The organism is Okeania sp. SIO3B5, assembly GCF_010692555.1.
Lineage (GTDB): Bacteria > Cyanobacteriota > Cyanobacteriia > Cyanobacteriales > Microcoleaceae > Okeania.
The window spans coordinates 64,912-88,507 of the sequence record NZ_JAAHHG010000006.1; the positions used below are offsets into that span (position 1 = coordinate 64,912).

Sequence of the window (23,596 nt, forward strand, 5' to 3'; positions counted from 1 at the left end):
TTTAGATTTTAGATTGAGGATCGATCTAATCCTTTAGCAGACAAGTTTGACATATCTATCTCATAATTGCCATCTAAAATCTAAAATCCCACATCTCAAAGATAGACTTAGAGGGTATCCATTGCCTCGAACTCGAACTTGATTTCTTTCCATAGTTCGCAAGCAACGGCCAAGTCAGGAGACCACTTAGCAGCTTCACGAATTACATCGCCACCTTCTTTGAAGAGGTTACGACCTTCGTTACGAGCTTGGATACAAGCTTCTAGAGCTACACGGTTAGCTGTTGCACCAGGAGCATTACCCCAAGGGTGACCCAAAGTACCACCACCGAACTGTAGGCAGGAATCATCACCAAAGATTTCAACCAAAGCTGGCATATGCCAAACGTGAATACCACCAGAAGCAACTGGCATTACACCAGGCATGGACGCCCAATCTTGAGTAAAGTAAATACCACGTTCGCGGTCTTGCTCGATGTGGTCTTCCCGCATTAGGTCAACAAAGCCCATAGTGATACCTTTTTCACCTTCGAGCTTACCAACAACTGTACCAGAGTGTAGGTGGTCTCCACCAGACATTCTCAAGCACTTAGCCAAAACGCGGAAGTGAATACCATGAGCTTTCTGACGGTCAATTACAGCGTGCATTGCCCGGTGGATGTGTAATAACACACCGTTACGACGACACCATTTGGCCAAAGTTGTATTTGCAGTAAAACCACCAGTTAGGTAGTCGTGCATGATGATTGGAGTGCCAATTTCCTTAGCAAACTCAGCACGCTCCATCATTTGTTCAACGGTGGGGGCAGTTACGTTGAGGTAGTGGCCCTTAATTTCACCAGTTTCAGCTTGGGCCTTTTCAATAGCTTCTTGAACAAACAGGAAGCGATCGCGCCAACGCATGAAAGGCTGAGAGTTAATATTTTCGTCATCCTTTGTGAAGTCCAAACCACCGCGCAAGCATTCATATACTGCTCTACCGTAGTTCTTAGCAGATAGACCCAACTTAGGCTTAATAGTACAACCTAATAGAGGACGACCATACTTGTTTAATTTGTCACGCTCTACAGTAATACCATGAGGAGGACCTTCAAAAGTCTTGAGATAAGCTACAGGAATCCGCATATCTTCCAGACGTAGCGCTCGTAATGCTTTAAAACCAAATACGTTACCTACAATAGAGGTCAACATATTAGTTACAGAACCTTCCTCAAACAAATCTAGAGGATAGGCCACATAGCAAATGTATTGATTATCTTCACCGGGAACTGATTCAATATCATAGCAACGACCTTTGTAGCGATCGAGGTCAGTCAACAAGTCAGTCCATACTGTTGTCCAAGTACCAGTAGAAGATTCAGCAGCTACCGCAGCACCAGCTTCTTCTGGAGGAACTCCAGGCTGAGGAGTCATCCGGAAGGCTGCCAGAACATCTGTATCTTTTGGTATGTAATCAGGGGTGTAATAAGTTAGTTTATAGTCTTTTACTCCAGCCTGATACCCAGACTTAGACTGACTTTGTGTTTTAGCGTAACTCATATATTCTTTCCTAAGAATCTTTTCACTTCTTTCTGCTATTCAGCATACTTTTTTAGATAATATCAAGAATTAGAACTTTTCCACTTTAAAGATTATTTTTTTATTAATAATTTTTTTTAATCTGTTTGTTACATTTGTTAACTTTATCGCCATAATAATCAAAAATAAATCAAGTGAATAATTACTTATTGACAAAAAAACACAGATATGCAATGTAAAAACAACCTTAATTATTCAAGATTAAATATTGAACAAGTACAAGGGATCGTCATTTTAGTTATCAGTTATCAGTTATCAGTTATCAGTAAAAAAATGATAGATTCACTAAAAATGCAAGGTTATAGTAGCTAACCGATCGGGAAAAATTTGACTCTAATTTTATGTAGAAATTATTGCTATTATCAAGATAACATAATTACTTTTTCTAGAAAAAATAAGCATTTAAGACAAGAAAAAATCGGTAAATTAATTTTGATAGAGCGCTCATTATTAAGCACCTTTCTATTTAGAACTACTACCACAGTCTGACTCAAGCAATCTACATTTAACTTGCATTTTTGTCCGCAAAGTCAAGAATAATTAGGTCTAATTATTCTTGACTTTTAATAAATTTGTTTCGCACTATTACCTGTTGCCTATTATTTGTAGTGAAAATATAATTAAATTTCCTGGTTGTGGTGCATAGTAATGGTACAGACAGTGTGGGGAGATGAGGAGCGTATCAGTGCAGTGCGAGCGTCTCGCTCGCGAGTGGGGAGTGTGGAGAGAAATTAAGAAATATATATCTTCAGCGTTAAAGTCCTACGTTGTACATATTCTTGGACAATTGCTTTAAGGCTTTAAAATCCTGGCTAGACAGATTTCTAATTTTGTTCTTTTGGGTCAGATACATAATTAATTTTCGCACCTATAATACATCTAATAGCGAAAATCACGCTGAAATGCCAACTTGACTACGCTTTATTGCCAATCGAGTCGTTTCCATCCACAGCTTAAAAGACTGTAGTTTCCCACTTATCGAAAGTTTATGATGACTGTACATCAGTCTGTTTTATCAAAAGTCCACTGTATCAATCCCCATTGTCTAAGTCCAATCCAGGCATGGGGAAATAACTTTTGTCAAAGTTGTGGAACCCCACTACTAATTAACGATCGCTACATTCCCCTGCGAAAATTAAGCGCTGGTGGATTTGCGAAAATCTACATTGTTTGGGACCAAGAAACTCAAACCGAACGTATTCTGAAAGTATTATTAGAAAGCTCTCCCAAAGCACTCGAACTATTCGACCAAGAGGCGTGGGTGCTAGCCAATATGCGTCATTCAGGTATTCCTAGAGTAGAAACAGGAGACTATTTTCATCTACGCAAGCGAAATAGTCAGCCAGCAATTGGCCACTCTAGCCAATGGTTTCTCCCATGCCTAGTCATGGAAAAAATTGATGGTTGTACCCTAGAAGAAATTCTGGAACAATATCCCCAAGGATGTCCAGATTTCTATGTAATCAATTGGCTTTCCCAAGCGGTAGAAATTTTATGGGAATTACACCGCCGGAAAATTATTCACAGGGACATAAAGCCTTCTAATTTAATGTTGCGGGAAATCCAACCTTCAACTTTGACAAAATCTTCTTTATCCTATTCTTTTCATCATCAACGAAAAAAAAGAGGTCAACTGGTCATAATTGACTTCGGAGGGGTGAAACAAATTAGTAGTTATAGAATCCAACCTAGAGAAACTTTAGCAAAACGCAGCACAACCAGATTAGTTTCTCCTGGATATAGCCCTCCAGAACAAATTAATGGAAGTGAAATAGGCCCTTTTACAGATTTTTATGCTTTGGGCCGTACTTGCATTCATTTACTAACTGGTCAATATCCAGCAGAATTGGAAGACCCCTCAACAGGTAAGCTAAAGTGGCGTCAACTTAAGCCTGTTCATCCAGCTTTGGCTAATTTACTTGATGATATGGTGAGCTTAGATGTTACCCAACGACCAGCAACAGCAGCAGAAGTGCAAGTCCGTTTAGCTAAAATTTATCGACGGCAAAAGAGGTCTCTGAGAATATATTCCTTAGCTACATTAGCTACAACTGTTAAAAATTCATTAATAGCTCAGTTGAAAAATCTCAGTGAGAATATTAATAGGTTATTTTTTACCCTGTCTAAAATTTTTAATCAAATAGTTTCAGGTTGTGTAGATACAATTTGGGAAATGGTACTGGGGGCAATTGGGGGGAGTATTGGGGCAACATTCGGATTAATTTTTGCTTATTGGTCAGGAATAGGCGATCGCCTCGCTAGTATATTTACGAATCTAATTTTTCTTGTGTGGGATGTTCCCCTAAATATTGGTCCGGAAATACTTGTCTTTGGTTTGGCAGGTTTGGGAACGGGAGTTGGTTTAACAGATGTGGGAGGTTTAGGTCAACGTCGTCGTTATGGGTGGGCTGCATTTATGGGAATTATTGGTTACATTTTGGGTGGGTTATGTTGGCAATTTTCCCAAGTTGGCAGTAGCGTCTACACGACAAAAGAAGATTTAATTATCCTAGAAATTATGGGTAAGTTATCTGTGGGGGTAGCTACTGGTGTTGTTACTCTAGGACTGGGTTTAAGAAAGCATAATTTTATTTATGCTTTGATAGTTGGTAGTTTGACAGCGATAGTTTTTTTTGGTTTAGAGCAATTTAATATTGTTCCAGAGTTATTTTTACAGTTTACTGCAATGAATCACAGTCAACCTAATTTATTAGAATTTTTTGCGAGTATAACTTTTTTCAGTTTGTTAGGTTGCATTGGTGGTTTTTGTTTGGGTGTGAGTCATTATGCGATCGTTCCTATTTTACGGTGGTTGGGTTTACGATAAGGTAAGCATTTCCTCCGGAATGCTGCGCAAACAGCATTCAGCCATCAGCTATTGTTTTTGTGGAATGGGCATCTTGCCCGTTCCCTGTTTGCCTAGCTTGATAGAATCCCAAACTCTGGTTCTAAAGTAAATAAGTCAGTTAACGGGTATAATTATGAATATAAAAGTAGTATTAGAACCAAGTGAAGAAGGTGGATATACCGTTGACGTTCCATCACTTCCCGGTTGTATTAGTGAAGGAGAAACTATTGAGGAGGCACTGACTAATATTCAATGAAGCTATAGAACTTTACCTTGAACCAATTGAAAAAATAGAGCGATAATGCTCCGAACCACTAGCGCTCACGCTCTTGTTTGATAGTTGAGAAATGGGGAGCGATCGCTCCTGTCATCTTTATGCTAATTGAAGAGTTTGTTCTATATTTTTAGGTTGTGGAAGGCTTTTACCTTCTTGCCGATATTCTTCAACTAACAGCTCTAATACTTCGCAAGCATTTTGTATTGCTTCTTCATAAGAATTTCCGTGGGTATGAAATTTTTGAGAAGGAAATTCTGGTAAATGAACCAGATAACAGTTATCCTCATCCGACCAAAAAATGACGACTGTATAGGGTAATTTCATTCTTCTGACTCCTGTTGTTCGATGGTTTTTAACATTTCCAATTTGCGATTAACTTCTTTTTCTATCTACTCCCTCTTTTCTGGAGATGTCTAATGAGGTTCAAACTTTAGATTTGATAGAAAATCCGACAGTTGCAAATTGTTTTATGATAATAGTCGTTAGTGCAACATTTAACCTACTCAAAGCTATTCACCTTGAATCTGTATAGCATCACCAGTTAAAGTGATGGCTGTTGCCGGCAAAGCTCGTAGCATAATATTACGAGCGCCGTTCCAATCCCGGTGTGCAGTATATCCGCACTGCGGACATTGAAACTTTTTATTTCCACCTAATTGCTTGTGAACATGACCGCATTCAGGACAAGTTTTTGAAGTATAGGATTCATTACACAATACTAATAAAACATTATGTCTATTAGCCATCTGGATTAAATGCTGCTGAAACTTGTAATGGCTCCATGAGAGCATATTTCGAGCCGTCCGTTTATTTAGTTTGCGGCCAGACTTGACTACCATGGAAGATGTAGAAAAAGTAGGCAAAAAGATAACTTTGTATTCTTTTACTAAAAACTGTGCAACTTTCCATACGCAAATCCTTAACTAGACTTTGAATTTTTTCCCTAATGCGATAACTTGCTTTACGCATTGCTCGTCGTTGACGTTTAGCCACGCTTAAGTCAATGCGACTCATTAAATTATCTAAATGGGAACACAACCTTTGAATTTTTCCCATATCTCTATTGCCAAATTCCACAATTTTTTCCCCATCATATCCAGTGATAAAAGTACGCACTCCAGGGTCTCAATTCTTATCAAGGTGGTACAATGTTTGTCAAAGGTATAAAACGATGAAACAGTCCAGTAGTGGCGTGTCAAGCTGAAAATGTGTATTAAATTTTTGAGTATAATTCTTGCCCTGACTAAGGTTTGGAGAATTTTCCTAAAACACTATTTCAAGCTTGACACGCCACTACAGAGACTATAATTTTCTGTAAATATCTTCAGAATTAGCATTCAAATAAGGACGCTGCAAATCAATCCCCAATACAGAAAACTGTTCCAAAATCGCCTTCATTTTGCCCTCGGTGGAATTATCTCCCTGTTGCCAAGCTGTCAATAATCCATTTGCTATAATCTGACACCTATTCATACCAAAACTTTCCTGACTAGCAAATTTTTTGTCTGGTTCTTCAGCTAATCCCAAACCCGGTGCCAACTCCATTGTAAATAAAGGTATTTCTGATTGAAAATAGGATTTATTCTCCCCATAAATATCCGACAAAACCTGCCTTACCAACTCATAATTACCTTTATCAAAATAAAGCACACCAGAATCGTAGCGTTTATAATCAGCAGGATTATACAACACTTTAAAACTGAAAGGAACAGCAACCTGATTTAATTTCTCTGTCAAGCTACCCATGACTGCTACTGCACCTTCAGGGGTAACATTAAAATAAACTCGCACCGTTCCAGATTGACTTTCTGAGTCTACGTTACTCTGAGTACCCAAATTGCTAACTGCCATATAGAAACCACTTTGCACCAAATTCTTAGGCATCCGAATTGCTACCGAATCCCCCATAACAGCATCTTTCTCAGATTCTTGAAGATGCTTGTCCCGTTGAATATGCAGTCGCAAACCATTCTTAGTGACAGCTAAAGTACCATCGGTTTCTTCTCTCAACACCAACCAAGCAGAATCAAAATACCCCTTTCCCCTATTACTTTCATCTAACTGAAGATAAAACTCCATCTCTACTCCAAGAAAAGTATTATTCTCCAAATCTAATGGGCGATCATTTTCTTCACTATCCAATGCTAGGGAAGTTTGCATCGAACCATTGTAGTAGATACCATAGAGAAAACTACGCAATTGTAGACTCAGATATTTATCCCGCATTTGTTTTGGCAAAGCTTGAAAACGGGCAACTACCTCAGCAGGCAAATCTAAAGGTTTATACTCAGGATGACGAATAGAAAAATCAGAGGAAATTTCTACTTTCTCAACAATGTCTGATAAAACTTCTTTTAATCGCCCAGTTATTTCAGCGGCGAAGTGATGGGATGGAAACTCAAGTAATTGCATAATTTTTAAACCTCTTCAAGAATTTAGAATTTAGAATTTAGAATTTAGAATTACCTCTCCTTTAAAACGGATAGGATTCACTCAAAGGAAAATTTTTCTTTTTATCCTCTTAAAAGAGGAGGCTTTCAACCACAAATTTTCGGTAAAATTTTTTCAGGAAGGAAGAAGGAAGAAGGAAGAAGGAAACAGAAATAAGTATGATTGTAGTGGACTGATACTTACGCAATGGTGCGTTACAACGGATTGCTGAGTCCTTTTCATACTCTGAGTTTAAGCCGTATAACGCACCCTACTGGACTTTTTCATCTAAAATGGTGCGTTACATTAATTGGGGGGCGGGTTTATCTAACTTTAGGTGAAAGCTCGTTAATTTAACGGGGAAACCCGCCCCTACCCCATGCACCATTTAAGGTGTGGAGCGTCTACTACTACTGACTCCTGACTCCTGACTCCTGACTCCTTCTTCAATACCAGCACCAAAAATTGTAGACATTGATGAGTCTGGGCGACATAATAATGCTTTGGCAACCTGAAGCATGGCAATACCTGTATTATTAAAAGTCTTTTGATATTGAACCATTGACAAGATTCCTGTCATTAAACCCCAACCTGCAAACTGTACTACTTGTCTCAAAAAATCAGGACGATATTCCACAATTTCTGGGAAAGTGTCAAAATAAGCTAGAGCTAAAGCAGCAATAGAAGGTTGAAGTAATTCCAGGGGTGTGGTGGCAAATTTGAGAGATTCTTCTATAGTCAGAGAATTACTAATCACCAAACTACCCAACCAAATTTGCAGATAGCTGCTGATCGTCGTTCCCAAATCAAAAGCAGGATCTCCCCAACTAGATCTTTCCCAATCAATCAACCGCACAATATTTTCACTAGAATTTTCCCACTCTTGAGCAACGAGAATATTATTTAGTTTCATGTCATTGTGAGTTAGACAAGTGGGAGATAAAGTCTCGCGAAGTTGAGCGATCGCTTGCCCCAAACTGTCATATCGTTGATAAAGAGCAAAAAATTTCAATCCATCTACAGGAGCGATACCAAAAATTTCTGGCCCTATCCTTTCGAGACTCTCCACCAAAAGTGGTGAGACTTCAGGTTTGGCACGAACAACTTCACTAGCAAAGAACTCTCGATAATTTTCTCTATTCCAAGTATCTCTATGAATAGTAGCCATAAAACTACCGATTTGAGCAGCAACTTTTGTCGGGAAGTTGTTTTCCTTGGAATATAAATCGCTTAAATCTCGATAATTATCCAGGTAAGTTGAGACTACAATAGACTTTTCAGGATCGTGAAGTAGCAATTCTGGCAGAAAGCTGCGCCAATGTTCGAGTTCGGGAAATGTCTGTAAAAATTTTTGGATTCGCCATTCTCCAAACAACTCACCAGCAGTTTTTCCTTGAGAATTATATTGTTCTTGTTTAACCAGAAGTTTTCGATTATCTGGCAAAGTCACCAATAAATTGAAATTTTTAGCACTAATTCGTTCAATATTACTCTGAGGTGTCTGGGAGGGATATTGCTCCGCTTCCTGTAGTGAATCGCATAAACCATTTTCTACTAAATAGTCATAGACATTTCGAGAGTTTAAAATAAATTTCATTTAAACTAGCCTCTAATTAAGTTATAAATTATCAGTCAGTATCTACCTACTTAATACTGTCAAAATTTTACTGAACTGACAAGCATTTTAATTAAATAAAACAGATATAACTAACACAATTATGTCTTTAAGTTCGAGTGAGGGCAAATGGCATTCTCCCCTAAATATGGCGTTTTAAAGGTTAATTTCGTCAGTCCTGACTATATTCCTATTTGGGTGCATCTCAATGCGTGAATAAAGCCAAAAAATTATCGCTTTTAGGGAACAGGGAACACCGGAGCTGGGAACAGGGAATATATATAGAACCCATTTGAGATCTATATAATTATGGTAGTCAAGTTTTTTCGCGCATCAATTTTGGGGAAAAATCTGAAGAAGGAGTGTTGAATTTTGTGTATTATTTCTCCCCACATCTTCCCTTTTCCCTCTTCCCTACTGTCTCCTGTCTCCTGTCTCCTGACTCCTTGCTAAATTTATGAAGATACCAAATGGGTTCTATATAGTAAAAAAAGTATTTTTGCAAATATGAGATGCACCCTCCTATTTTTTATAAAATCGCTAGTATTTTGAGATCAAAAAAAGACATAACTGCTAAAATTATGTCTTTTTGAGCGATCGCCCATATTCTGACATAACTGCTAAAATTATGTCTTTTTTTTTAGCTATTGCTGATGTTGAAAAGTAAGCATTCAGCCGTCAGCTATCAGCTATTGCACCGAATAATTAATAATGAATAATTAATAATGAATAATTAAGAGTTGATAGTTAATAATTATTCATTCAACAATTCACGCCTTGAAGCCTCCCCTTTTAATGGAATAAAATCAAAAAAAAATCCTTTTAGTCAATCCTCTTCTTTTAAGAAGAGGTAATTATTAATTATTAATTGTTAATTGTTAATTGCTGAAAAATCAATACTTTTGACTTTTGACTTCCGCATAGCGGTACTATTCCGAAAATAAAAGATAATAGCTATCAGTAAAATTCTGGTCTGGTTCATTAATTGATAATGGATAATGGATAATTGATAATTACCTCTGGTTAAAACCGCTACGGAATTGAATATAAGGAGATATTATTTCTTTTTTTTCCCCTTAAAAGGGGAGGCTTTAAACCAGAATTATTTAATTATTAATTATTAATTATTAATTATTAATTATTAAGCGCATTGTTACAGAGAAATGGTATGAGTCTACTTCGGAGCTGTTATACAAAAGTCAATACCTCCTTGCCCACCTGGTTTTCTATGAAAACAAAGCCACTTGCCCTGCTCGTAGTGGAATTTTAGATAACGAGTACCCCTACCATAAATATCTCCGTTGGAACGGGCATGAAGTATATCTGCGTATTCACCTGACTGTGTTGAGACAAGGGTAATTAATGTCTTGTCAGTATCAGGCCAAGTAATTAGGAATTGTGACCCTCCTTTTTTCTGCATATCACAAATCTGGTACACTTTATTCTTGCCAATATAACACTGTATTGGAGAAGCATTAACTATTTGAGGAAAGAGACTTAAAGCTGTAGTAATAATAGAAAGAATAAGCTGTTTTGTTTTCATCAAAACCTCACAAAATTTGCTTAAATAACTTCACAACTTAATTATAATGTATCCCCTCAGTAAATTGGGGTAAAAAGAGAAAAAGTAGAGCTAGTGGATTGTAGGTTGGGTTAACGGAGGAAACCCAACAACAACAAATACAACAACAACAAATATAAGTACCTGGACATAATTAATTGTGCATTTTCGATGACTCTGTTATAGAGGCATCAAAGGATTAACAATAAATTTGTATACAAATAATTTTGTCTACTTACTTAGGTATCTGTTGGGTTGCGCTGTCCCTTAACCCAACCTACGTCTATTCCGAAAATAAACTATCTAATTCACAATAATCCGGTAAAGTTGTATCAATAATTCGACCATTTCTTAATACTACTCTGTCATGTTGAGGTCGTGATAAAAGTTCGCTAAAATTCCGCCCTTTAAACAGAATTAAATCCGCAGGTAATCCAACTTTAATTCTGCCAATATTAGGTAAACCAATTAAATCCGCAGGAGTCTTAGTAACAGTACAAGGCCAGTCTCCATAAGGCATATCTAAATGAGCAATCCTCACTGACATATTAAACACTTCCAAAACATCATGGTCGCCAAATCCAAAAAATGGGTCGCGACAATTATCACTCGCTACAGCAACAGAAATTTCCTGTTTTTTAAACTCATGTAATAAAGTAACTCCCCGCCATTTCGGAGTATGATTATCTTGCCTATTTTGGAGATAAAGATTACACATTGGCAGACTAACAATACTAATATTTGCTTCCTTAACTAATTTGAGAGTTGCTGTTACTTGTTCCGGAGTTTGTACGGCTAAACTACAACAATGTCCGCAGATAATTTTGCCAGAAAATTGATGACTAATTGCCTGATCAGCAACTTTGTATAAAACTCTAGAATTAGGGTCTCCATTTTCATCAGTATGTAAGTCTAAATTTAATTGACGTTCTTTCGCCAGACTAAATAATCTATCTAATTGATTATCCAAGTCTGAATTCATAAATGGAACTGCTCCTAATATTCCACCAAGATCGGCAATTTTATCGGCTAATTTTTCTCCAGCTTCAGTAAGATAATAATCACCAGTAACTAAAGAAACAGGTTGTAAAATTAATCTACCTTCCCACTCTTTTTGCAATGTTTGAAATACTTCCAAACTAATATTTGCTTGTTCTGCAAAACAGTCAAGATGAGTCCGAATAGCCTTTGTACCATGAGCATAACTGCACTTGAGACCAAATTCCATCCGCTGATAAATATCTTCAGCATTCCAATATTCTTTAGCATCCCTAGCTCCCGCATCCAAAGCGCCATTAAAACTACCATCTGAATTAGGCGATCGCATCCAGATATGACCTTTATCTAGATGGGTGTGCATATCCACAAAACACGGCCAAACCTGGCCACCTTTGAGGTCTATTGTAGGAATATTCTCAGTTTCCAGAGAGGGTAAATGTGTTGAGGAGTAGATAACTTGTGTAATAAGTCCTTTAGTAATTTCGATATCTACCAATGATAAACCCTCCCTAGTTTGACTAGGTATATCAAAATCAGTTTCTAGAAGACATACAGGTATATGAGCATTTTTGAGCCAATAGTGAGAACTATTATAAATTACAGAAAATTGTTGATTATTCATAATATCGGCGTTGGTGAATTAGTGTATGATATTAATCTTAATTAGGGCTTGCTGATTAAATCTAAAAGTATTTACATATAAAGGTTTTAGCCTTTTTGGGGCCTTTAAAAAGTGCCTGGTTTTCAGCTCTTCACGCTCAAAAAATTAGTATTTTAGGCTCATAGTTGGGCAGAAAAATCACTCTTACAATTCTTACTCCTATCTCCTCTAAATTCCCATTTCTCCTGTCTCCTGTCTCCTGTCTCCTGTCTCCTACCCCAGCAAAAAAACTTTTTTCAGCAAACCCTAATTATTTAGGAGTCAGGAGGAAAGAAAAAAGAAGGAAGAGGAAGAACAGGAGAAGAAGAAAGTTTTTTTATCACTAATTATCCGGACATGATATAATAATGAGAATTTCCCTACAAGGTTTGATGTGTGAAGATGTAGTTCATCAATTTGAAAAGCGCTGAAAAAAATGTTCCATCTGAGCATCGTTGCCAAATCTTTCTACTTAAAACTTTCTACTTAAAACTTTTGACTTTTGACTTTTGACTTTTGACTTTTTAAAGCTTTTGACTTTTGACTTTTTAAAACTTTTGACTTTTGACTTTTGACTTTTGACTTTTTAAACCTTTTGACTTTAGCCATAACTACTACCTCCGTGGCACAATAATGTTGAGAACAAGATCGGCAAAAGGATTAATCTAAAATGATGACTGAATCTAGATTACAAACTGCATTGAAAAATGGCCAAGCTCTAAAAATTATTAGTGGTTTGACTAATTTTGATACAAACAGAGTAGCAGCAACTGTCAAAGCTGCCACCCTTGGCGGTGCAACCTACGTTGATATTGCTGCCGATCCTAATTTAGTGAGAATGGCGCGCAGTTTAACTAACTTGCCCATCTGTGTTTCTGCCATCGAACCCACTAGATTTTTACCAGCAGTAGAAGCAGGAGCTAATTTGATTGAAATTGGTAACTACGATCCATTCTACGCCAAAGGTATACGCTTTGAAGCGGAAGAAGTATTGCAGTTAACTCAACAAACTCGCGACTTATTACCTGATATTACTCTTTCTGTAACTGTTCCCCATACTTTAGAATTAGATCGACAAGTACAACTAGCTACTGAGTTAGTGAAAGTTGGTGCTGATATTATTCAAACTGAGGGTGGTGCCAGTGCTAAACCTGTTCATCCTGGAACATTAGGGTTAATTGAAAAAGCGGCTCCTACTCTAGCAGCAGCTTATGAAATTTCTCGTGCTGTATCTGTACCTGTATTGTGTGCTTCGGGTATTTCTAATGTAACTGCGACTTTAGCTATTGCTGCTGGTGCGGCTGGAGTTGGTGTGGGTTCTGCGGTGAACCGCCTCAATGATGAAGTGGCGATGATAGCTGCAGTTCGTAGTTTGGTGGAAGCTTTGGCAAGTGTTAGTTATGTGAAAGCAGATGCAATGTCTGTTTAATTTGGTTGACTTGCATTGTTTTCAGGTTAATGAACTACATTAAAAAATGATAACCCTGTAGGGACGTTGCATGCAACGTCTCTACTAAAATGAAAACGCTGTATGGTAGAGATATGTCAATTTGAAATCTAGTAAAGTTAAGAAAATATTGCCATTTTTGCCTGACAGTGTTTGTAAGAAAGTGAACAATAACGACATTCCCAGGAACTAGGTTTTGGTTTGAGAGATTTTGAACTGGTAATGGTGGCGATCGCTTCTTTCAGAGATTCTCTAAATTTATCGTCAACTTGCCAAGCAGGAATATCGACTATACCATCTGGATATATTAATCGTCCGTGGGGTATTTGTTTTTGACAAATATCTTTAGTTTCTGATGCTAAAGGTAATAGCAACATATACAATAATACTTGCATTTTATGAGATTTTCTACGCTTACCTGTTTTGATATCTTCAACTATTACCCAATCATCTTTTACGGCAACAATATCAGGTCTACCAGAAACACAAACATCATAAGTTTTGCCATTAACTTTGAATGAATTTTGGTGTTCGACGTAGACAGTAAAATCTTGTTCTTCCATAATTATTGCTCTTTGAATTACTTTTTCATCATGTTTGGAGAAGTCATAATTATTGGGTTGTTTAGGAAATTGATAATTAGTTAGTTGTTGGATTGAGTATATACATTTTGTCTCTTCTGCTAATACTTTTGCTAGCCATGTCACCCAGATAAATTGTTTTGTTCTTTGTTTAGGTAAGTGTTTCATATTTTTTTGAAGCAATAATTTAGTTTTACTATTCATACTTTATCTCTATGATTCAGGAATTGTAAATAAATTGATATAACAAATTTAAGCTATTAAATAACCTGAAATAACAGCAAATACACTCAAATGACAGCAAATGACAATTTTCTAATTATGGCTGTTCAGTTATGGAAAAATAGTTATAATTGAAATGTTATCGGAACTTACCCATAGGGAACCCAGAAACCGGGTTTGTCGTAAATTTCTATTGTTAAGAATAATGGTTGACTGTAGAAACGGGGTTTCTTTGCGTAAGTTATGGTTATATTTTTGAGAAGGAGAAAAGATGACTAATACAGAATTTGAAAAACAATTCATCAGTGATATTGCGGGTGAATTATTTGAAAAAGAGAACGATAGGGAAACTGTTAATGAGGTTTTATTTCGGTTGCGGTTTAGTCGAGATAATTATGATTTGCAAAATCAAAAAGATACGGCTGAACAAGATATTAATAGATTAATGGAATCGGCAGGATTTAAGGGTAAGAATATCCAAAGAATATTGAGGTTTGTTATTAATCTGATACGGGATAAATATTCTGAAGAGATATCAGGAAATATCAGTGAAAAAGAATTGAATGATTTAAGAAATACAGAGAGAGGTAAGGGTAATATTTGGCAAATTGTTTTTAAATGGTTGTGGAATTATAAATTTCCTCAGTGGCAGATGGATTGGATTTGGAAAAAATTGCAAGGTGAGGCAAAAAAATCTCTTAATTGGTTAAATTTTGTTCCGATAAGTACAGATAGATCAATGGCTTTTGATAAAGAAAAATTCAAAGAAAGATTGCAGGTTAATCAAAGATACGATATGAAAGTTGATTTGCCCAGAGAAGCTTATTTAGTATTATTAAATCGGGGATTAGATACAAGATATTTAGTTTGCCCTTCCTTGGCTTTTGCCCCTGAATATAAAATTGTTGAAACTCCTATTTGGCTGCCACAAAATCAGGCTTGGGCAAATGAGGATAAAATTTATTTTGATGCTCCAGGAAAAGAAGAATATTTGGCAATTTTGTTAGAGAAACCTTTAGATATTGACTGGTTAAAACCAAGCGATCGCGACCCTTTTCCAAGTTGGCAGTCTAATGAGATTATTCAGTTGTGGGAAGCTTTAGCAAAGCAAAGTAACTGGCAGGTATTTTATCGGCAAGTTGAAATAGTAGGATAATATATTTAGGACTTACTAAATTGACTTTTCAAGCATCATCTGTAGGGGCGAATGGCATTCGCCCTAGCTATCTGAAAAGTTGATCCATAGATTAGGAGAAAATTATGCGGAATTTTAAGAAGAAAATAGTTACCGATGAAACTATGCGCCCTGTAGCAGTTTTAATTGACTATGAAGACTGGCAAGAAATTGAAAATTTATTGGCTGCTTGTGAGTTAAAAATTGAAGAACAAAATGTAGATTTAGCTGAGTATGCAGGCACAATAAAACTTAGTATAGACCCTTTGGAATATCAACAACAAATTCGGGATGAATGGTAATAAAAAATTTAATTGTGCTAGATACAAATGTGGTTTTGTATTATTTAGGTGGGCAGTTAGTGAACCCTTTACCTGATGCTAGATATTTTATTTCTATAATTACAGAAATAGAGTTATTGTCTTATCCCAGTTTGACTCCGGTTGAGGAAGTACAAATTCGTAATTTTTTCGCTCAAATAACAATAGTTGGTATTGAGAGTCAGATTAAAGATTTAGCGATCGCTTTACGGAAAAGTTACAGGTTGAAACTTCCTGATGCTATTGTGGCAGCAACAGCACAGTTATTGAATGCTAAGTTGTTTAGAAATGATGCTCAACTGATGAATTTGTCAGAAATTAAAACTGAGTCTGTACAAATTTTATGATTGGAGAGCTAGACAAGGATGATATTCATGTCTAGCTTTTAGTTATTTGAATTAATCAAAGGAATGAATAAAAATGGATGAACAATTTAACTTTTTAATTGATATACTACAAGCAACTGCCGACAGCAATCGCGACCCCAAAATAATCTACCCACTCCTGCAAGCAAACCTAGACAAACTCGACGAGAACTTTGCCAATATCTTGCGAAGTTGGGCAAAAATTAAACTCTCAGAAGTAGAAACAGACGCAGCAGAATTAATCGCCAATGCTATTTTGTATTTCAGTAGCTGCCTCAGCGACTTCCCCCTCGGCAACAAAGCACATAACATGGAAATTGTCATTGCAGGTTATAAAATAGCGCTCAAAGTCTTTACCCGTGAGAGTAAACCGGAAATTTGGGCAATAACTCAAAACAATCTTGGCGTTGCCTACCTTGACAGAATCAGAGGCGATCGCGCAGAGAATATGGAAAAAGCTATTGCTGCATTTAATTTAGCATTGCAACTTTATACTAAGAAAGATTTCCCTATGCAGTGGGCAAACATTCAAAACAATCTTGGCATTTCCTACCGCGATAAAATCTGTGACGATTGGGCAGAAAATCTAGAAAAAGCTATTGAGGCTTTTCAGCAGGCTTTGTCAGTTTACAGCCGTGCAGATTTCCCTATACAGTGGGCAAACATTCAAAACCATCTTGGCACTTCCTACGGCAATAGAATCCGTGACGATCGGGCAAAAAATCTAGAAAAGGCAATTGATGCTTTTCAGCAGGCTTTGTTAGTTTACAGTCGTGCAGATTTCCCCATCGATTGGGCAATGACTCAAGGCAATCTTGGCAATGCTTACCGTCTGAGAATCCGTCATGACAAAGCAGAAAACGAAGAAAAAGCAATAGATGCTTTTCAGCAAGCTTTGTTAGTTTGCACCCGTGAAGATTTCCCGATTGAGTGGGCTAAGACTCAAAACAATATTGGCAATGCCTACACTAACAGAATCAGTGGCGACCGGGTACAGAATCTAGAAAAAGCTATTGCTGCATTTAATCTGGTGCTGGAAGTTTTGACCAAAAAAGATTTCCCCATCGATTGGGCAACCACTCAAAACAATCTTGGCGTTGCCTACAATTACAGAATCAGTGGCGACCCGGTACAGAATCTAGAAAAAGCTATTGCTGCATATAATTTGGCATTGGAAATTCGCACCAAAAAAGACTTCCCCTATGAGTGGGCAATGATTCAAGATAATCTTGGCAATGCCTACAGTGACAGAATCATTGGCAACCGAGCCGAGAATCTCGAAAATGCTATTGCTGCTTATCAACGTGCATTGGAAATTCGCACCAAAAAAGATTTCCCTATTGATTGGGCAGGGACTCAAAACAATCTAGCTGTTGCCTACAGTGACAGAATCAGTGGTGATCCGGCAGAGAATCTCGAAGATGCTATTGCTGCATATAATCTAGCATTAGAAGTTCATACTCTTAACGCAAATCCTATTAACCATCTCACAACTTCCCGTAGCTTAGGCAACCTCCACTTCAAGGAAGGCAACTGGAAACCCGCTATTGCTGCCTACGAAAAAGCCATAACCGCAGTCGAACTAATTCGCAGTTGGTCAAAAGACGACGATCGCCGTCAAGAAATCCTGGAAGGCAGCATCGTAGTCTACCAAAACATCATCCAATGCTTCGTTAATCTCCAGCAATACGATAAAGCATTAGAATATGCCGAGCGTTCCCGTTCCCGAATGGTTGCAGAATTAATGGCAAGTAAAGACCTCTATCCAAATGCTGAAATACTCCAACATCTGCTAGAGGAATATTATCGCCTGCAACAACTTCTCTCTAACCTCCATCGCTCCAATTCTGTAGAGACGTTCCATGGAACCTCCCTACCAAATACCCACAGTCGGTTTGAACGTCGCGACAGTGGGGAAGTTGAAAAGCAGAGGTTAGCAGAAATTGAAAAAATAGAAGCAAAACGACAAAAAATTTGGCGAGAGATTCGTAGTTTCGATCCAGTATTAGCAGGTCAGTTGCAGGTAGACTCAATGAGTATCCAGCAGATACAGAGATTAATAAAAGATAAGGAAACAGCAATACTCAATTTTTACACCACTAAAAATGATACCTATATATTTATAGTGCGTCAGCAGGATATTCAACTTTATACCTGTAGGGGAGAAGGTATTGAGATTTTCCAAAATTGGGTAGGTCAAAACTGGCTAAAACTCTACATTGAGAATAAAGCAGAATGGCGTAACAACATGGGAACATTTCTCCAACAACTCGCCCAACGCTTACAACTAGATCGACTCATTGCTCAACATCTCACAGACATCAAAGAATTAATTATTGTGCCTCATATATTCCTGCATCAAATTCCATTTGCTGCTTTACCCATCACAACAGAAACTGTGACTATCGCAGACAACGTACTTGTGGATAATACCAAAGGCATGAAATTTAATCGGCGCTCCACTCAAACCCAAACCAAAACTATATCCAAAACCTATCTAAGTGACAAATTCCGTTTGCGAGTCCTACCCAGTTGCCAAATACTCAGCTATTGCGATAACCGCAATAAAAGCACCGACTCCCCAAAAATGGGAATAGTCGAAAATGCCACAGGCGACCTCATGTTCACCCAGTACGAATGCCAAAACCTCGCACAAATGTTCCAAGTGCCGAATAACCTGCACCTCAAATATCAACAAGCAACAGTCAACAACTACCGTCAACTCGCAAAACAAGTACAAATTCTCCATTCCAGTCATCACGCTAGCGCCGACTTAATCAACCCCCTAGAATCAAAACTCAAATTATTTGATGGGGAAATCACTCTTGGAGATGTGTTTACCTGGCGTTTACCAAAATTAACCGATGTCTTCCTCTCCTGTTGTGAAACTAACCTCACCTTTATCAACAAACTTAACGACGACATTCTAACTATTGCAGCAGGTTTCCTCAGTGCAGGTGCTCAGAGTGTAGTTAGTACATTGTGGGCGGTGGAAGACAAATCGACTGCTGAGTTTTGCCAGTTATATTATCAGTTTCGCAACCAGGGAGAAACTCGCCCAGAAGCATTACGAAAAGCTCAGTTCGAACTTAGAAAAAGGGAAGATTTTAAACATCCCTATTATTGGGCAGGATTTGTTTCTCAAGGTTTACAGTAGTTAGGAGTAATTAGGAGTCATGAAGTCAGGAGTCAGGAGTCATAATTTCAAAGGCTTTCAGTTATAGCAGGGAACAGGGAACAGTGTTCAACAATGAATAATGAATAATGAATCAGGACTTACGCAAAGGCACTATTTATAGAGTAAAGTAACTGTTGGACAATAGTTTTGAACTCTATATATAGCGTATCTGCGTAAGTCCTCTGAATAATGAATAATTACCTCTCCTTGAAAAGAAGAGGATTGACTAATAATGAAAATTTTTTTTTATTATCCCCGATCAAGGGGAGGCTTTAAACCACAATTTTTCGGTAATACTTATGGGGACTGTAGCAAAAACAAGTTCAAAATAGAAATTTGATTTTGACGAAAAGGACAATATCACCTAAGTCCTAACAAACTTAAGTAATTAAGGTACTTTGTTCAACATTTATCATCCTTGCATAAAGAATTTGCTCATTAATTTCTAGATTATTAATTAAGCTTAAAGAAGTTACAATACCATCGCCTATTAATTCTCCTTCTATCTCTCCATACTCGACCTGCAAAATAATATTATCTGCCCGTGAATCATTAGATACACTATCGGGATCTTGCCAGGTTCCCAAACCACTAATTTCTGTCGTTGCTTTCATAAAATTTAATGATTCAGATTTGAATCTGGGCACAGTTAATGTTAATAATTCCTGTTCAATTCTCGTAAATTTAACATGATTACTTTCATCCCCAAATAGTAGTGCAAAAAGCACATCCTTAGCTAGAATCAGTAATTCATTACCCTGATTACTCCGATATTTTTCTGTTATTAAGTCAGTTCCTTTTTCTGGAGGATTATTAATTAAATATCCAGCTTCTATTAGTTGATTGCGGTCTCTTTTTTCATGTTTTTTGAGAAAATCATCTAATTTTTTTCTATCCAGTGCTATATCTTTCAGGCGTTCTATTCTTGAAAGTCGCTCTAGATATTTTTGTTCTTTAATAGCTTTAATATCTTTCTTTTTTATATATAAAGAATCTAAGGTTAAGCGTATAATTTGCTCAATTAACCATTCTCGGTCTTGTTGTACTAAATAACTGCGTAATTTTTCCTCGAACTGAGGAGCTAGCTCTTCTTTAACAGAATTAACTATACCTTGAATATTCAAACTCATTTCTGTTTTCCTAAACACTGGTAATTCAAACAATAGATTTGTTTGGTATTTTACTCATTGTATAACATAGAGCCACTTTAATAGATATTGATTGATAATCTGAAATTTATTCTACTATAATTTTATTTCCTAGTTCAATTACTCTCATGGCAATTTTCTCTAATTACTAAATTGAACTGCTATTCTATTCAACTATTTGTATACAGTTCTAGTAATAATTAAATTGTTCTAGAGTTTTACATAACTCTAAAATAAAGCCCAAAGTGTAACGTATCCCTGCTAATTCAACAGCCGAATCTGGGCCAAAACAAAAACAGCCGGAATCACACGACCATAATTTGTAGCGATCGCTCTCCAACCCAAATCGGCCAAAAACCAAGTCCAAAGCATCGGGCCTAAAAAGCTTAAAGCTGTGCGCGCCGCCCCATAACGAGCTGCACTTATGGCCATACCTCGATTAGCCATTTGCATAGCTATGTGATTTTGAAACTGAGCTGCTGCTGTTGCCCCACCCCTAACTAATGCTGCTTTTGTTACTTGATATTTAGCAAAATGAATGGCAAACTGACGGGCAAATTCCTTGAGTAAAATAGGTTTCAAAATCGAACTCACAGCCAAAGCACTACCACCTTTCAATAGTAAACTTAATGGATTTTTTTGTATGAACATTGGTAAAGGCTGAGGCACATTAGATTCGGCCAGGGATCGACATATACTTTGGCTTAAGACCTCTTGTTCTGATTTTGGTAGGTGTTTCCATGCCTGACTTAAAACATGAAGAAATACCTCTGCTTCTAAATCTATAGTTGAAAGCTTTTGAGAGTAGGAAATTTTCAGATAACGACAAATTTTGATTAAAGCTTGCCGATAGGTTATTTGTTGAGTGCGCCCTCGCAATACCGTCATGCCATCTGCCACCAGATAACAAAATCTTTGCTCTAGGGCATCTAACCAAGCATCACGATCGCGACTTTGTACATCTATAGGCAGAGGAGTCTGGAAATAATCCAAAGGATTGATCCCGCGCCCAAACAAAAGTTCTGTTAACTGTTGTAACTCCTCTTCTGTTGCTAATTCTAGTGCTGCTCTTAGTTCATTCAACTTATCATTCCTCCACACCCACCAAGCATGACTTAGTTATTTTACTCTAGTTTGAGAGGCAAATTACCAAATTAAGGTTAAGTTCCAGATTATTATAACATAACTATCTATTGTCGCCAGGAAAATTATTATGGGATCGCAACAATTTGATGTTACAGTAATTGGTGCTGGTATGGCTGGTTTAGTATGCGCTCAACAACTCCAGCAGGCTGGTTATTCGGTGGTGGTACTGGAAAAGTCTCGGGGAGCGGGGGGACGGATGGCAACTCGCCGTGTATCAGGAACTCGTGTAGATCATGGGCTACGTTACCTCGAACCCACAGGTAAATTTTTGCAACAATTAATTAATTATCTAGAAAAAGAAAAAAATGGCCTTTCTTCCCAGCACATTCTCCAACTTTGGACTGATAAAATTTATGAACTAACTCAACCCCAGGGACGAATACTTCCTCTGACCAAAGATTGTTATATTGCGCCCCAGGGAATGAACTCTGTGGGTAAATTTCTTGCCCAAAATTTAGAGGTTTGGTTTAGTAGGCGAGTGGAAACTATGCAAGCAACAGTGCAGAAAAATTGGCATCTGACTTTGGAAGTTACTAATGATGCTGCGACTGAAAAACCTATAGAAGTGATATCGAAAGCAGTTGTTGTAGCTATTCCTGCACCTCAAGCATTAATGATTTTAGAAAAACCTGTTGCTGAAACGCCACCAGAATTTATCAATAATTTGCGTTTTGTAGAATATGACCCCTGTATTACTGTGATGGCGGGATATTCTCCAGCTCTACAGGAAAATTTACCGGAGTGGCGATCGCTTGCTTTTCCTGATGATGACTATCTTGCCTGGGTGGGTGTTGATAGCAGTAAGCGCCTCAATTCTACTCAACCTGTATTTGTCATTCAAAGCAACGCCAAATTTGCCACTACCCACCTCGATACCACAGACTTACAACCAGTGGGGCAAGAATTACTAGAGTATACAGCGCAACAATTGATGCCATGGTTAAAATCTCCAGAATGGTTGCAAGTGCATCGGTGGCGTTATGCTTTTTGCCGTCAACCTTTAGCTGTTTCTTGTCTGACTACAGAATTGCCACTGCCATTAGTGGGTGCAGGTGACTGGTGTAGTGGAGATAATATTGAGGGTGCTTTCGCTTCTGGATTAGCAGCAGCAAATTGGGTAAATAGTAAACTACAGAATTTGTCATTGCCAGGGGAAAGTTTTTTGAGAGAAATTTAATCTTGTATCCCACATTCGGCACCACAAAATGTATAGAAGAAGGAGTCATATCAAATCCGTTTAATTTGGTATAAAAAAAGATTCCATCTTCACCTAGAGCGGAAAGAATTCTGAGTTCTCTTCCCTTCTGAATTCTGGATTCTGAATTCTGAATCAGAATCCAGAATCTTATTACACCGATGCTACCGGATTTAATATCATATCATGTCCGGATAATCAGTGATAAAAAAAACCTTTTCCCTTCTAATATCATGTTCGGATAATCAGTTATAAAAAAACTTTATCCCTTTTAATCCTTTCTTCCCTTCTGCCTCCTGCCTCCAGCTCCCGCTGCCTTCCTTCCTCCAAAGTGTAAGTATTCAACCGAACATGATATAACCTTTTCTTTCCTTCTGCCTCCTGCCTCCAGCTCCCGCTGCCTTACCTCCTCCAAAGTGTAACTATTCAACCGGACATGATATCAGTAGGGGCGATTCGCGAATCGCCCGTACAGGAGACAGGAGACAGAATGTTAGAAGAAAATCATAGCTGCTGCGATCGAGTAAACGTTCGAGCAAGTATTTATGCTTAATTAGGGCTTGCCGATCTAATAGACATCTCCAATAATAAAAAATTAAATCAATTATGCTACATAAATTGTCAATTATTCCCCTCCAGGGAGGGGGAGGGGCGAGGGGTGGGTTCCCTACTCCCTACTCCCTACTCCCTACTCCCTCTTTTCTGGAGATGTCTAATATCAAAGCATTGACTGATATTGGTTGTAGTAGACTGACACGCCTAAAAATGTAGGTTGGGTTGAACGGCAGTGTTAGCGTAGCTTCCCGAAGGGAAACCCAACAAAACCTTACTAATGTTGGGTTTATCCTAACGGATAAGCTCCGAAGATCGTCC

Annotated in this window: 21 protein-coding genes; 8 read left to right on the forward strand and 13 right to left on the reverse strand. The window is 37.7% G+C overall.

The annotated features are described in order from the left end of the window. Nucleotides 1–107: 107 nt before the first annotated feature. On the reverse strand, nucleotides 108–1,538 hold the full coding sequence (locus tag F6K54_RS01655) for a form I ribulose bisphosphate carboxylase large subunit (RefSeq protein WP_124155538.1): 1,431 nt from the start codon (nucleotides 1,536–1,538) through the stop codon (nucleotides 108–110). A gap of 1,027 nt (nucleotides 1,539–2,565) precedes the next feature. On the opposite strand from F6K54_RS01655, the gene F6K54_RS01660 reads away from it, so the two are divergent. Both F6K54_RS01660 and F6K54_RS01665 read left to right on the forward strand, forming a co-directional pair. Continuing rightward, nucleotides 2,566–4,404 carry a serine/threonine-protein kinase gene (locus F6K54_RS01660; protein ID WP_366558022.1) on the forward strand — a complete coding sequence of 613 codons (1,839 nt, stop codon included), beginning with the start codon at nucleotides 2,566–2,568 and terminating at the stop codon, nucleotides 4,402–4,404. Nucleotides 4,405–4,558: 154 nt separating this feature from the next. Beyond that, the gene (locus F6K54_RS01665; protein ID WP_293073571.1) at nucleotides 4,559–4,681 is read left to right on the forward strand and encodes a type II toxin-antitoxin system HicB family antitoxin; all 123 of its coding nucleotides are present in this window, start codon (nucleotides 4,559–4,561) and stop codon (nucleotides 4,679–4,681) included. Nucleotides 4,682–4,798: 117 nt separating this feature from the next. Here F6K54_RS01665 and F6K54_RS01670 read toward each other — a convergent pair whose 3' ends face one another. The 8 genes from F6K54_RS01670 to F6K54_RS01705 form a co-directional block, all read right to left on the reverse strand. Then, nucleotides 4,799–5,026, reverse strand: coding sequence for a type II toxin-antitoxin system HicB family antitoxin (locus F6K54_RS01670; protein WP_293073574.1), 228 nt, complete (start codon nucleotides 5,024–5,026; stop codon nucleotides 4,799–4,801). Nucleotides 5,027–5,211: 185 nt separating this feature from the next. Continuing rightward, complete coding sequence (locus F6K54_RS01675; protein WP_293073577.1) at nucleotides 5,212–5,448, reverse strand: transposase; 237 nt, start codon at nucleotides 5,446–5,448, stop codon at nucleotides 5,212–5,214. 61 nt (nucleotides 5,449–5,509) lie between these two features. Next, complete coding sequence (locus tag F6K54_RS01680; protein ID WP_293073580.1) at nucleotides 5,510–5,818, reverse strand: hypothetical protein; 309 nt, start codon at nucleotides 5,816–5,818, stop codon at nucleotides 5,510–5,512. Nucleotides 5,819–6,004: 186 nt separating this feature from the next. Continuing rightward, the gene (locus F6K54_RS01685; protein WP_293073583.1) at nucleotides 6,005–7,114 is read right to left on the reverse strand and encodes a T3SS effector HopA1 family protein; all 1,110 of its coding nucleotides are present in this window, start codon (nucleotides 7,112–7,114) and stop codon (nucleotides 6,005–6,007) included. Between the two features lie 406 nt (nucleotides 7,115–7,520). Further along, complete coding sequence (locus tag F6K54_RS01690) at nucleotides 7,521–8,729, reverse strand: phosphotransferase family protein (RefSeq protein ID WP_293073586.1); 1,209 nt, start codon at nucleotides 8,727–8,729, stop codon at nucleotides 7,521–7,523. Nucleotides 8,730–9,921: 1,192 nt separating this feature from the next. Further along, nucleotides 9,922–10,290 (reverse strand): hypothetical protein, encoded by a 369-nt coding sequence (locus F6K54_RS01695; RefSeq protein ID WP_293073589.1) that lies wholly within the window; start codon nucleotides 10,288–10,290, stop codon nucleotides 9,922–9,924. Nucleotides 10,291–10,591: 301 nt separating this feature from the next. Continuing rightward, nucleotides 10,592–11,929 (reverse strand): cytosine deaminase, encoded by a 1,338-nt coding sequence (locus F6K54_RS01700; protein WP_293073592.1) that lies wholly within the window; start codon nucleotides 11,927–11,929, stop codon nucleotides 10,592–10,594. 504 nt (nucleotides 11,930–12,433) lie between these two features. Continuing rightward, entirely contained in the window at nucleotides 12,434–12,556 is a 123-nt protein-coding gene (locus F6K54_RS01705) for a hypothetical protein (protein WP_293073595.1), read from the reverse strand. A gap of 61 nt (nucleotides 12,557–12,617) precedes the next feature. Between F6K54_RS01705 and F6K54_RS01710 the strand changes: the two genes are divergently transcribed. Continuing rightward, nucleotides 12,618–13,376 carry a DUF561 domain-containing protein gene (locus F6K54_RS01710; RefSeq protein ID WP_293073598.1) on the forward strand — a complete coding sequence of 253 codons (759 nt, stop codon included), beginning with the start codon at nucleotides 12,618–12,620 and terminating at the stop codon, nucleotides 13,374–13,376. A gap of 137 nt (nucleotides 13,377–13,513) precedes the next feature. On the opposite strand, the gene F6K54_RS01715 is transcribed toward F6K54_RS01710, so the two are convergent. Then, entirely contained in the window at nucleotides 13,514–14,179 is a 666-nt protein-coding gene (locus tag F6K54_RS01715) for a Dna2/Cas4 domain-containing protein (RefSeq protein WP_293073600.1), read from the reverse strand. A 289-nt stretch (nucleotides 14,180–14,468) separates the two neighbouring features. Between F6K54_RS01715 and F6K54_RS01720 the strand changes: the two genes are divergently transcribed. From F6K54_RS01720 to F6K54_RS01735, 4 genes are all read left to right on the forward strand, one after another. After that, entirely contained in the window at nucleotides 14,469–15,353 is an 885-nt protein-coding gene (locus tag F6K54_RS01720) for a hypothetical protein (protein ID WP_293073603.1), read from the forward strand. Nucleotides 15,354–15,457: 104 nt separating this feature from the next. Further along, a complete protein-coding gene (locus F6K54_RS01725; RefSeq protein ID WP_293073606.1) occupies nucleotides 15,458–15,673 on the forward strand; it encodes a hypothetical protein in 216 nt (71 codons plus the stop codon). Continuing rightward, nucleotides 15,667–16,038, forward strand: a complete 372-nt coding sequence (locus F6K54_RS01730) for a type II toxin-antitoxin system VapC family toxin (RefSeq protein ID WP_293073609.1) — start codon at nucleotides 15,667–15,669, stop codon at nucleotides 16,036–16,038. The genes F6K54_RS01725 and F6K54_RS01730 overlap by 7 nt, the downstream gene beginning before the upstream one ends. A gap of 73 nt (nucleotides 16,039–16,111) precedes the next feature. Continuing rightward, nucleotides 16,112–19,213: a CHAT domain-containing protein gene (locus F6K54_RS01735; RefSeq protein ID WP_293073612.1), complete on the forward strand. Its 3,102-nt coding sequence runs from the start codon at nucleotides 16,112–16,114 to the stop codon at nucleotides 19,211–19,213. A gap of 401 nt (nucleotides 19,214–19,614) precedes the next feature. On the opposite strand, the gene F6K54_RS01740 is transcribed toward F6K54_RS01735, so the two are convergent. Continuing rightward, nucleotides 19,615–20,364, reverse strand: coding sequence for a hypothetical protein (locus F6K54_RS01740; RefSeq protein ID WP_293073615.1), 750 nt, complete (start codon nucleotides 20,362–20,364; stop codon nucleotides 19,615–19,617). Between the two features lie 279 nt (nucleotides 20,365–20,643). Further along, a complete protein-coding gene (locus F6K54_RS01745; protein ID WP_293073618.1) occupies nucleotides 20,644–21,465 on the reverse strand; it encodes a YaaW family protein in 822 nt (273 codons plus the stop codon). A 130-nt stretch (nucleotides 21,466–21,595) separates the two neighbouring features. Between F6K54_RS01745 and F6K54_RS01750 the strand changes: the two genes are divergently transcribed. Continuing rightward, a complete protein-coding gene (locus F6K54_RS01750; RefSeq protein WP_293073621.1) occupies nucleotides 21,596–22,705 on the forward strand; it encodes an NAD(P)/FAD-dependent oxidoreductase in 1,110 nt (369 codons plus the stop codon). 289 nt (nucleotides 22,706–22,994) lie between these two features. Here the strand turns inward: F6K54_RS01750 and F6K54_RS01755 are convergent, their stop codons facing one another. Next, complete coding sequence (locus F6K54_RS01755) at nucleotides 22,995–23,153, reverse strand: hypothetical protein (protein ID WP_293073623.1); 159 nt, start codon at nucleotides 23,151–23,153, stop codon at nucleotides 22,995–22,997. Between the last annotated feature and the right edge of the window lie 443 nt (nucleotides 23,154–23,596).

What these genes read in the sequence shown, in the direction of transcription:
- F6K54_RS01665 (WP_293073571.1), top strand. Translation starts at nt 4,559, where the DNA reads ATGAATATAAAAGTAGTATTAGAACCAAGTGAAGAAGGTGGATATACC.
- F6K54_RS01715 (WP_293073600.1), bottom strand. Translation starts at nt 14,179, where the DNA reads ATGAATAGTAAAACTAAATTATTGCTTCAAAAAAATATGAAACACTTA.
- F6K54_RS01725 (WP_293073606.1), top strand. Translation starts at nt 15,458, where the DNA reads ATGCGGAATTTTAAGAAGAAAATAGTTACCGATGAAACTATGCGCCCT.
- F6K54_RS01750 (WP_293073621.1), top strand. Translation starts at nt 21,596, where the DNA reads ATGGGATCGCAACAATTTGATGTTACAGTAATTGGTGCTGGTATGGCT.
- F6K54_RS01705 (WP_293073595.1), bottom strand. Translation starts at nt 12,556, where the DNA reads ATGGCTAAAGTCAAAAGGTTTAAAAAGTCAAAAGTCAAAAGTCAAAAG.
- F6K54_RS01670 (WP_293073574.1), bottom strand. Translation starts at nt 5,026, where the DNA reads ATGAAATTACCCTATACAGTCGTCATTTTTTGGTCGGATGAGGATAAC.
- F6K54_RS01700 (WP_293073592.1), bottom strand. Translation starts at nt 11,929, where the DNA reads ATGAATAATCAACAATTTTCTGTAATTTATAATAGTTCTCACTATTGG.
- F6K54_RS01675 (WP_293073577.1), bottom strand. Translation starts at nt 5,448, where the DNA reads ATGGCTAATAGACATAATGTTTTATTAGTATTGTGTAATGAATCCTAT.
- F6K54_RS01690 (WP_293073586.1), bottom strand. Translation starts at nt 8,729, where the DNA reads ATGAAATTTATTTTAAACTCTCGAAATGTCTATGACTATTTAGTAGAA.
- F6K54_RS01695 (WP_293073589.1), bottom strand. Translation starts at nt 10,290, where the DNA reads ATGAAAACAAAACAGCTTATTCTTTCTATTATTACTACAGCTTTAAGT.
- F6K54_RS01730 (WP_293073609.1), top strand. Translation starts at nt 15,667, where the DNA reads ATGGTAATAAAAAATTTAATTGTGCTAGATACAAATGTGGTTTTGTAT.
- F6K54_RS01710 (WP_293073598.1), top strand. Translation starts at nt 12,618, where the DNA reads ATGATGACTGAATCTAGATTACAAACTGCATTGAAAAATGGCCAAGCT.
- F6K54_RS01720 (WP_293073603.1), top strand. Translation starts at nt 14,469, where the DNA reads ATGACTAATACAGAATTTGAAAAACAATTCATCAGTGATATTGCGGGT.
- F6K54_RS01740 (WP_293073615.1), bottom strand. Translation starts at nt 20,364, where the DNA reads ATGAGTTTGAATATTCAAGGTATAGTTAATTCTGTTAAAGAAGAGCTA.
- F6K54_RS01660 (WP_366558022.1), top strand. Translation starts at nt 2,566, where the DNA reads ATGATGACTGTACATCAGTCTGTTTTATCAAAAGTCCACTGTATCAAT.
- F6K54_RS01685 (WP_293073583.1), bottom strand. Translation starts at nt 7,114, where the DNA reads ATGCAATTACTTGAGTTTCCATCCCATCACTTCGCCGCTGAAATAACT.
- F6K54_RS01655 (WP_124155538.1), bottom strand. Translation starts at nt 1,538, where the DNA reads ATGAGTTACGCTAAAACACAAAGTCAGTCTAAGTCTGGGTATCAGGCT.
- F6K54_RS01735 (WP_293073612.1), top strand. Translation starts at nt 16,112, where the DNA reads ATGGATGAACAATTTAACTTTTTAATTGATATACTACAAGCAACTGCC.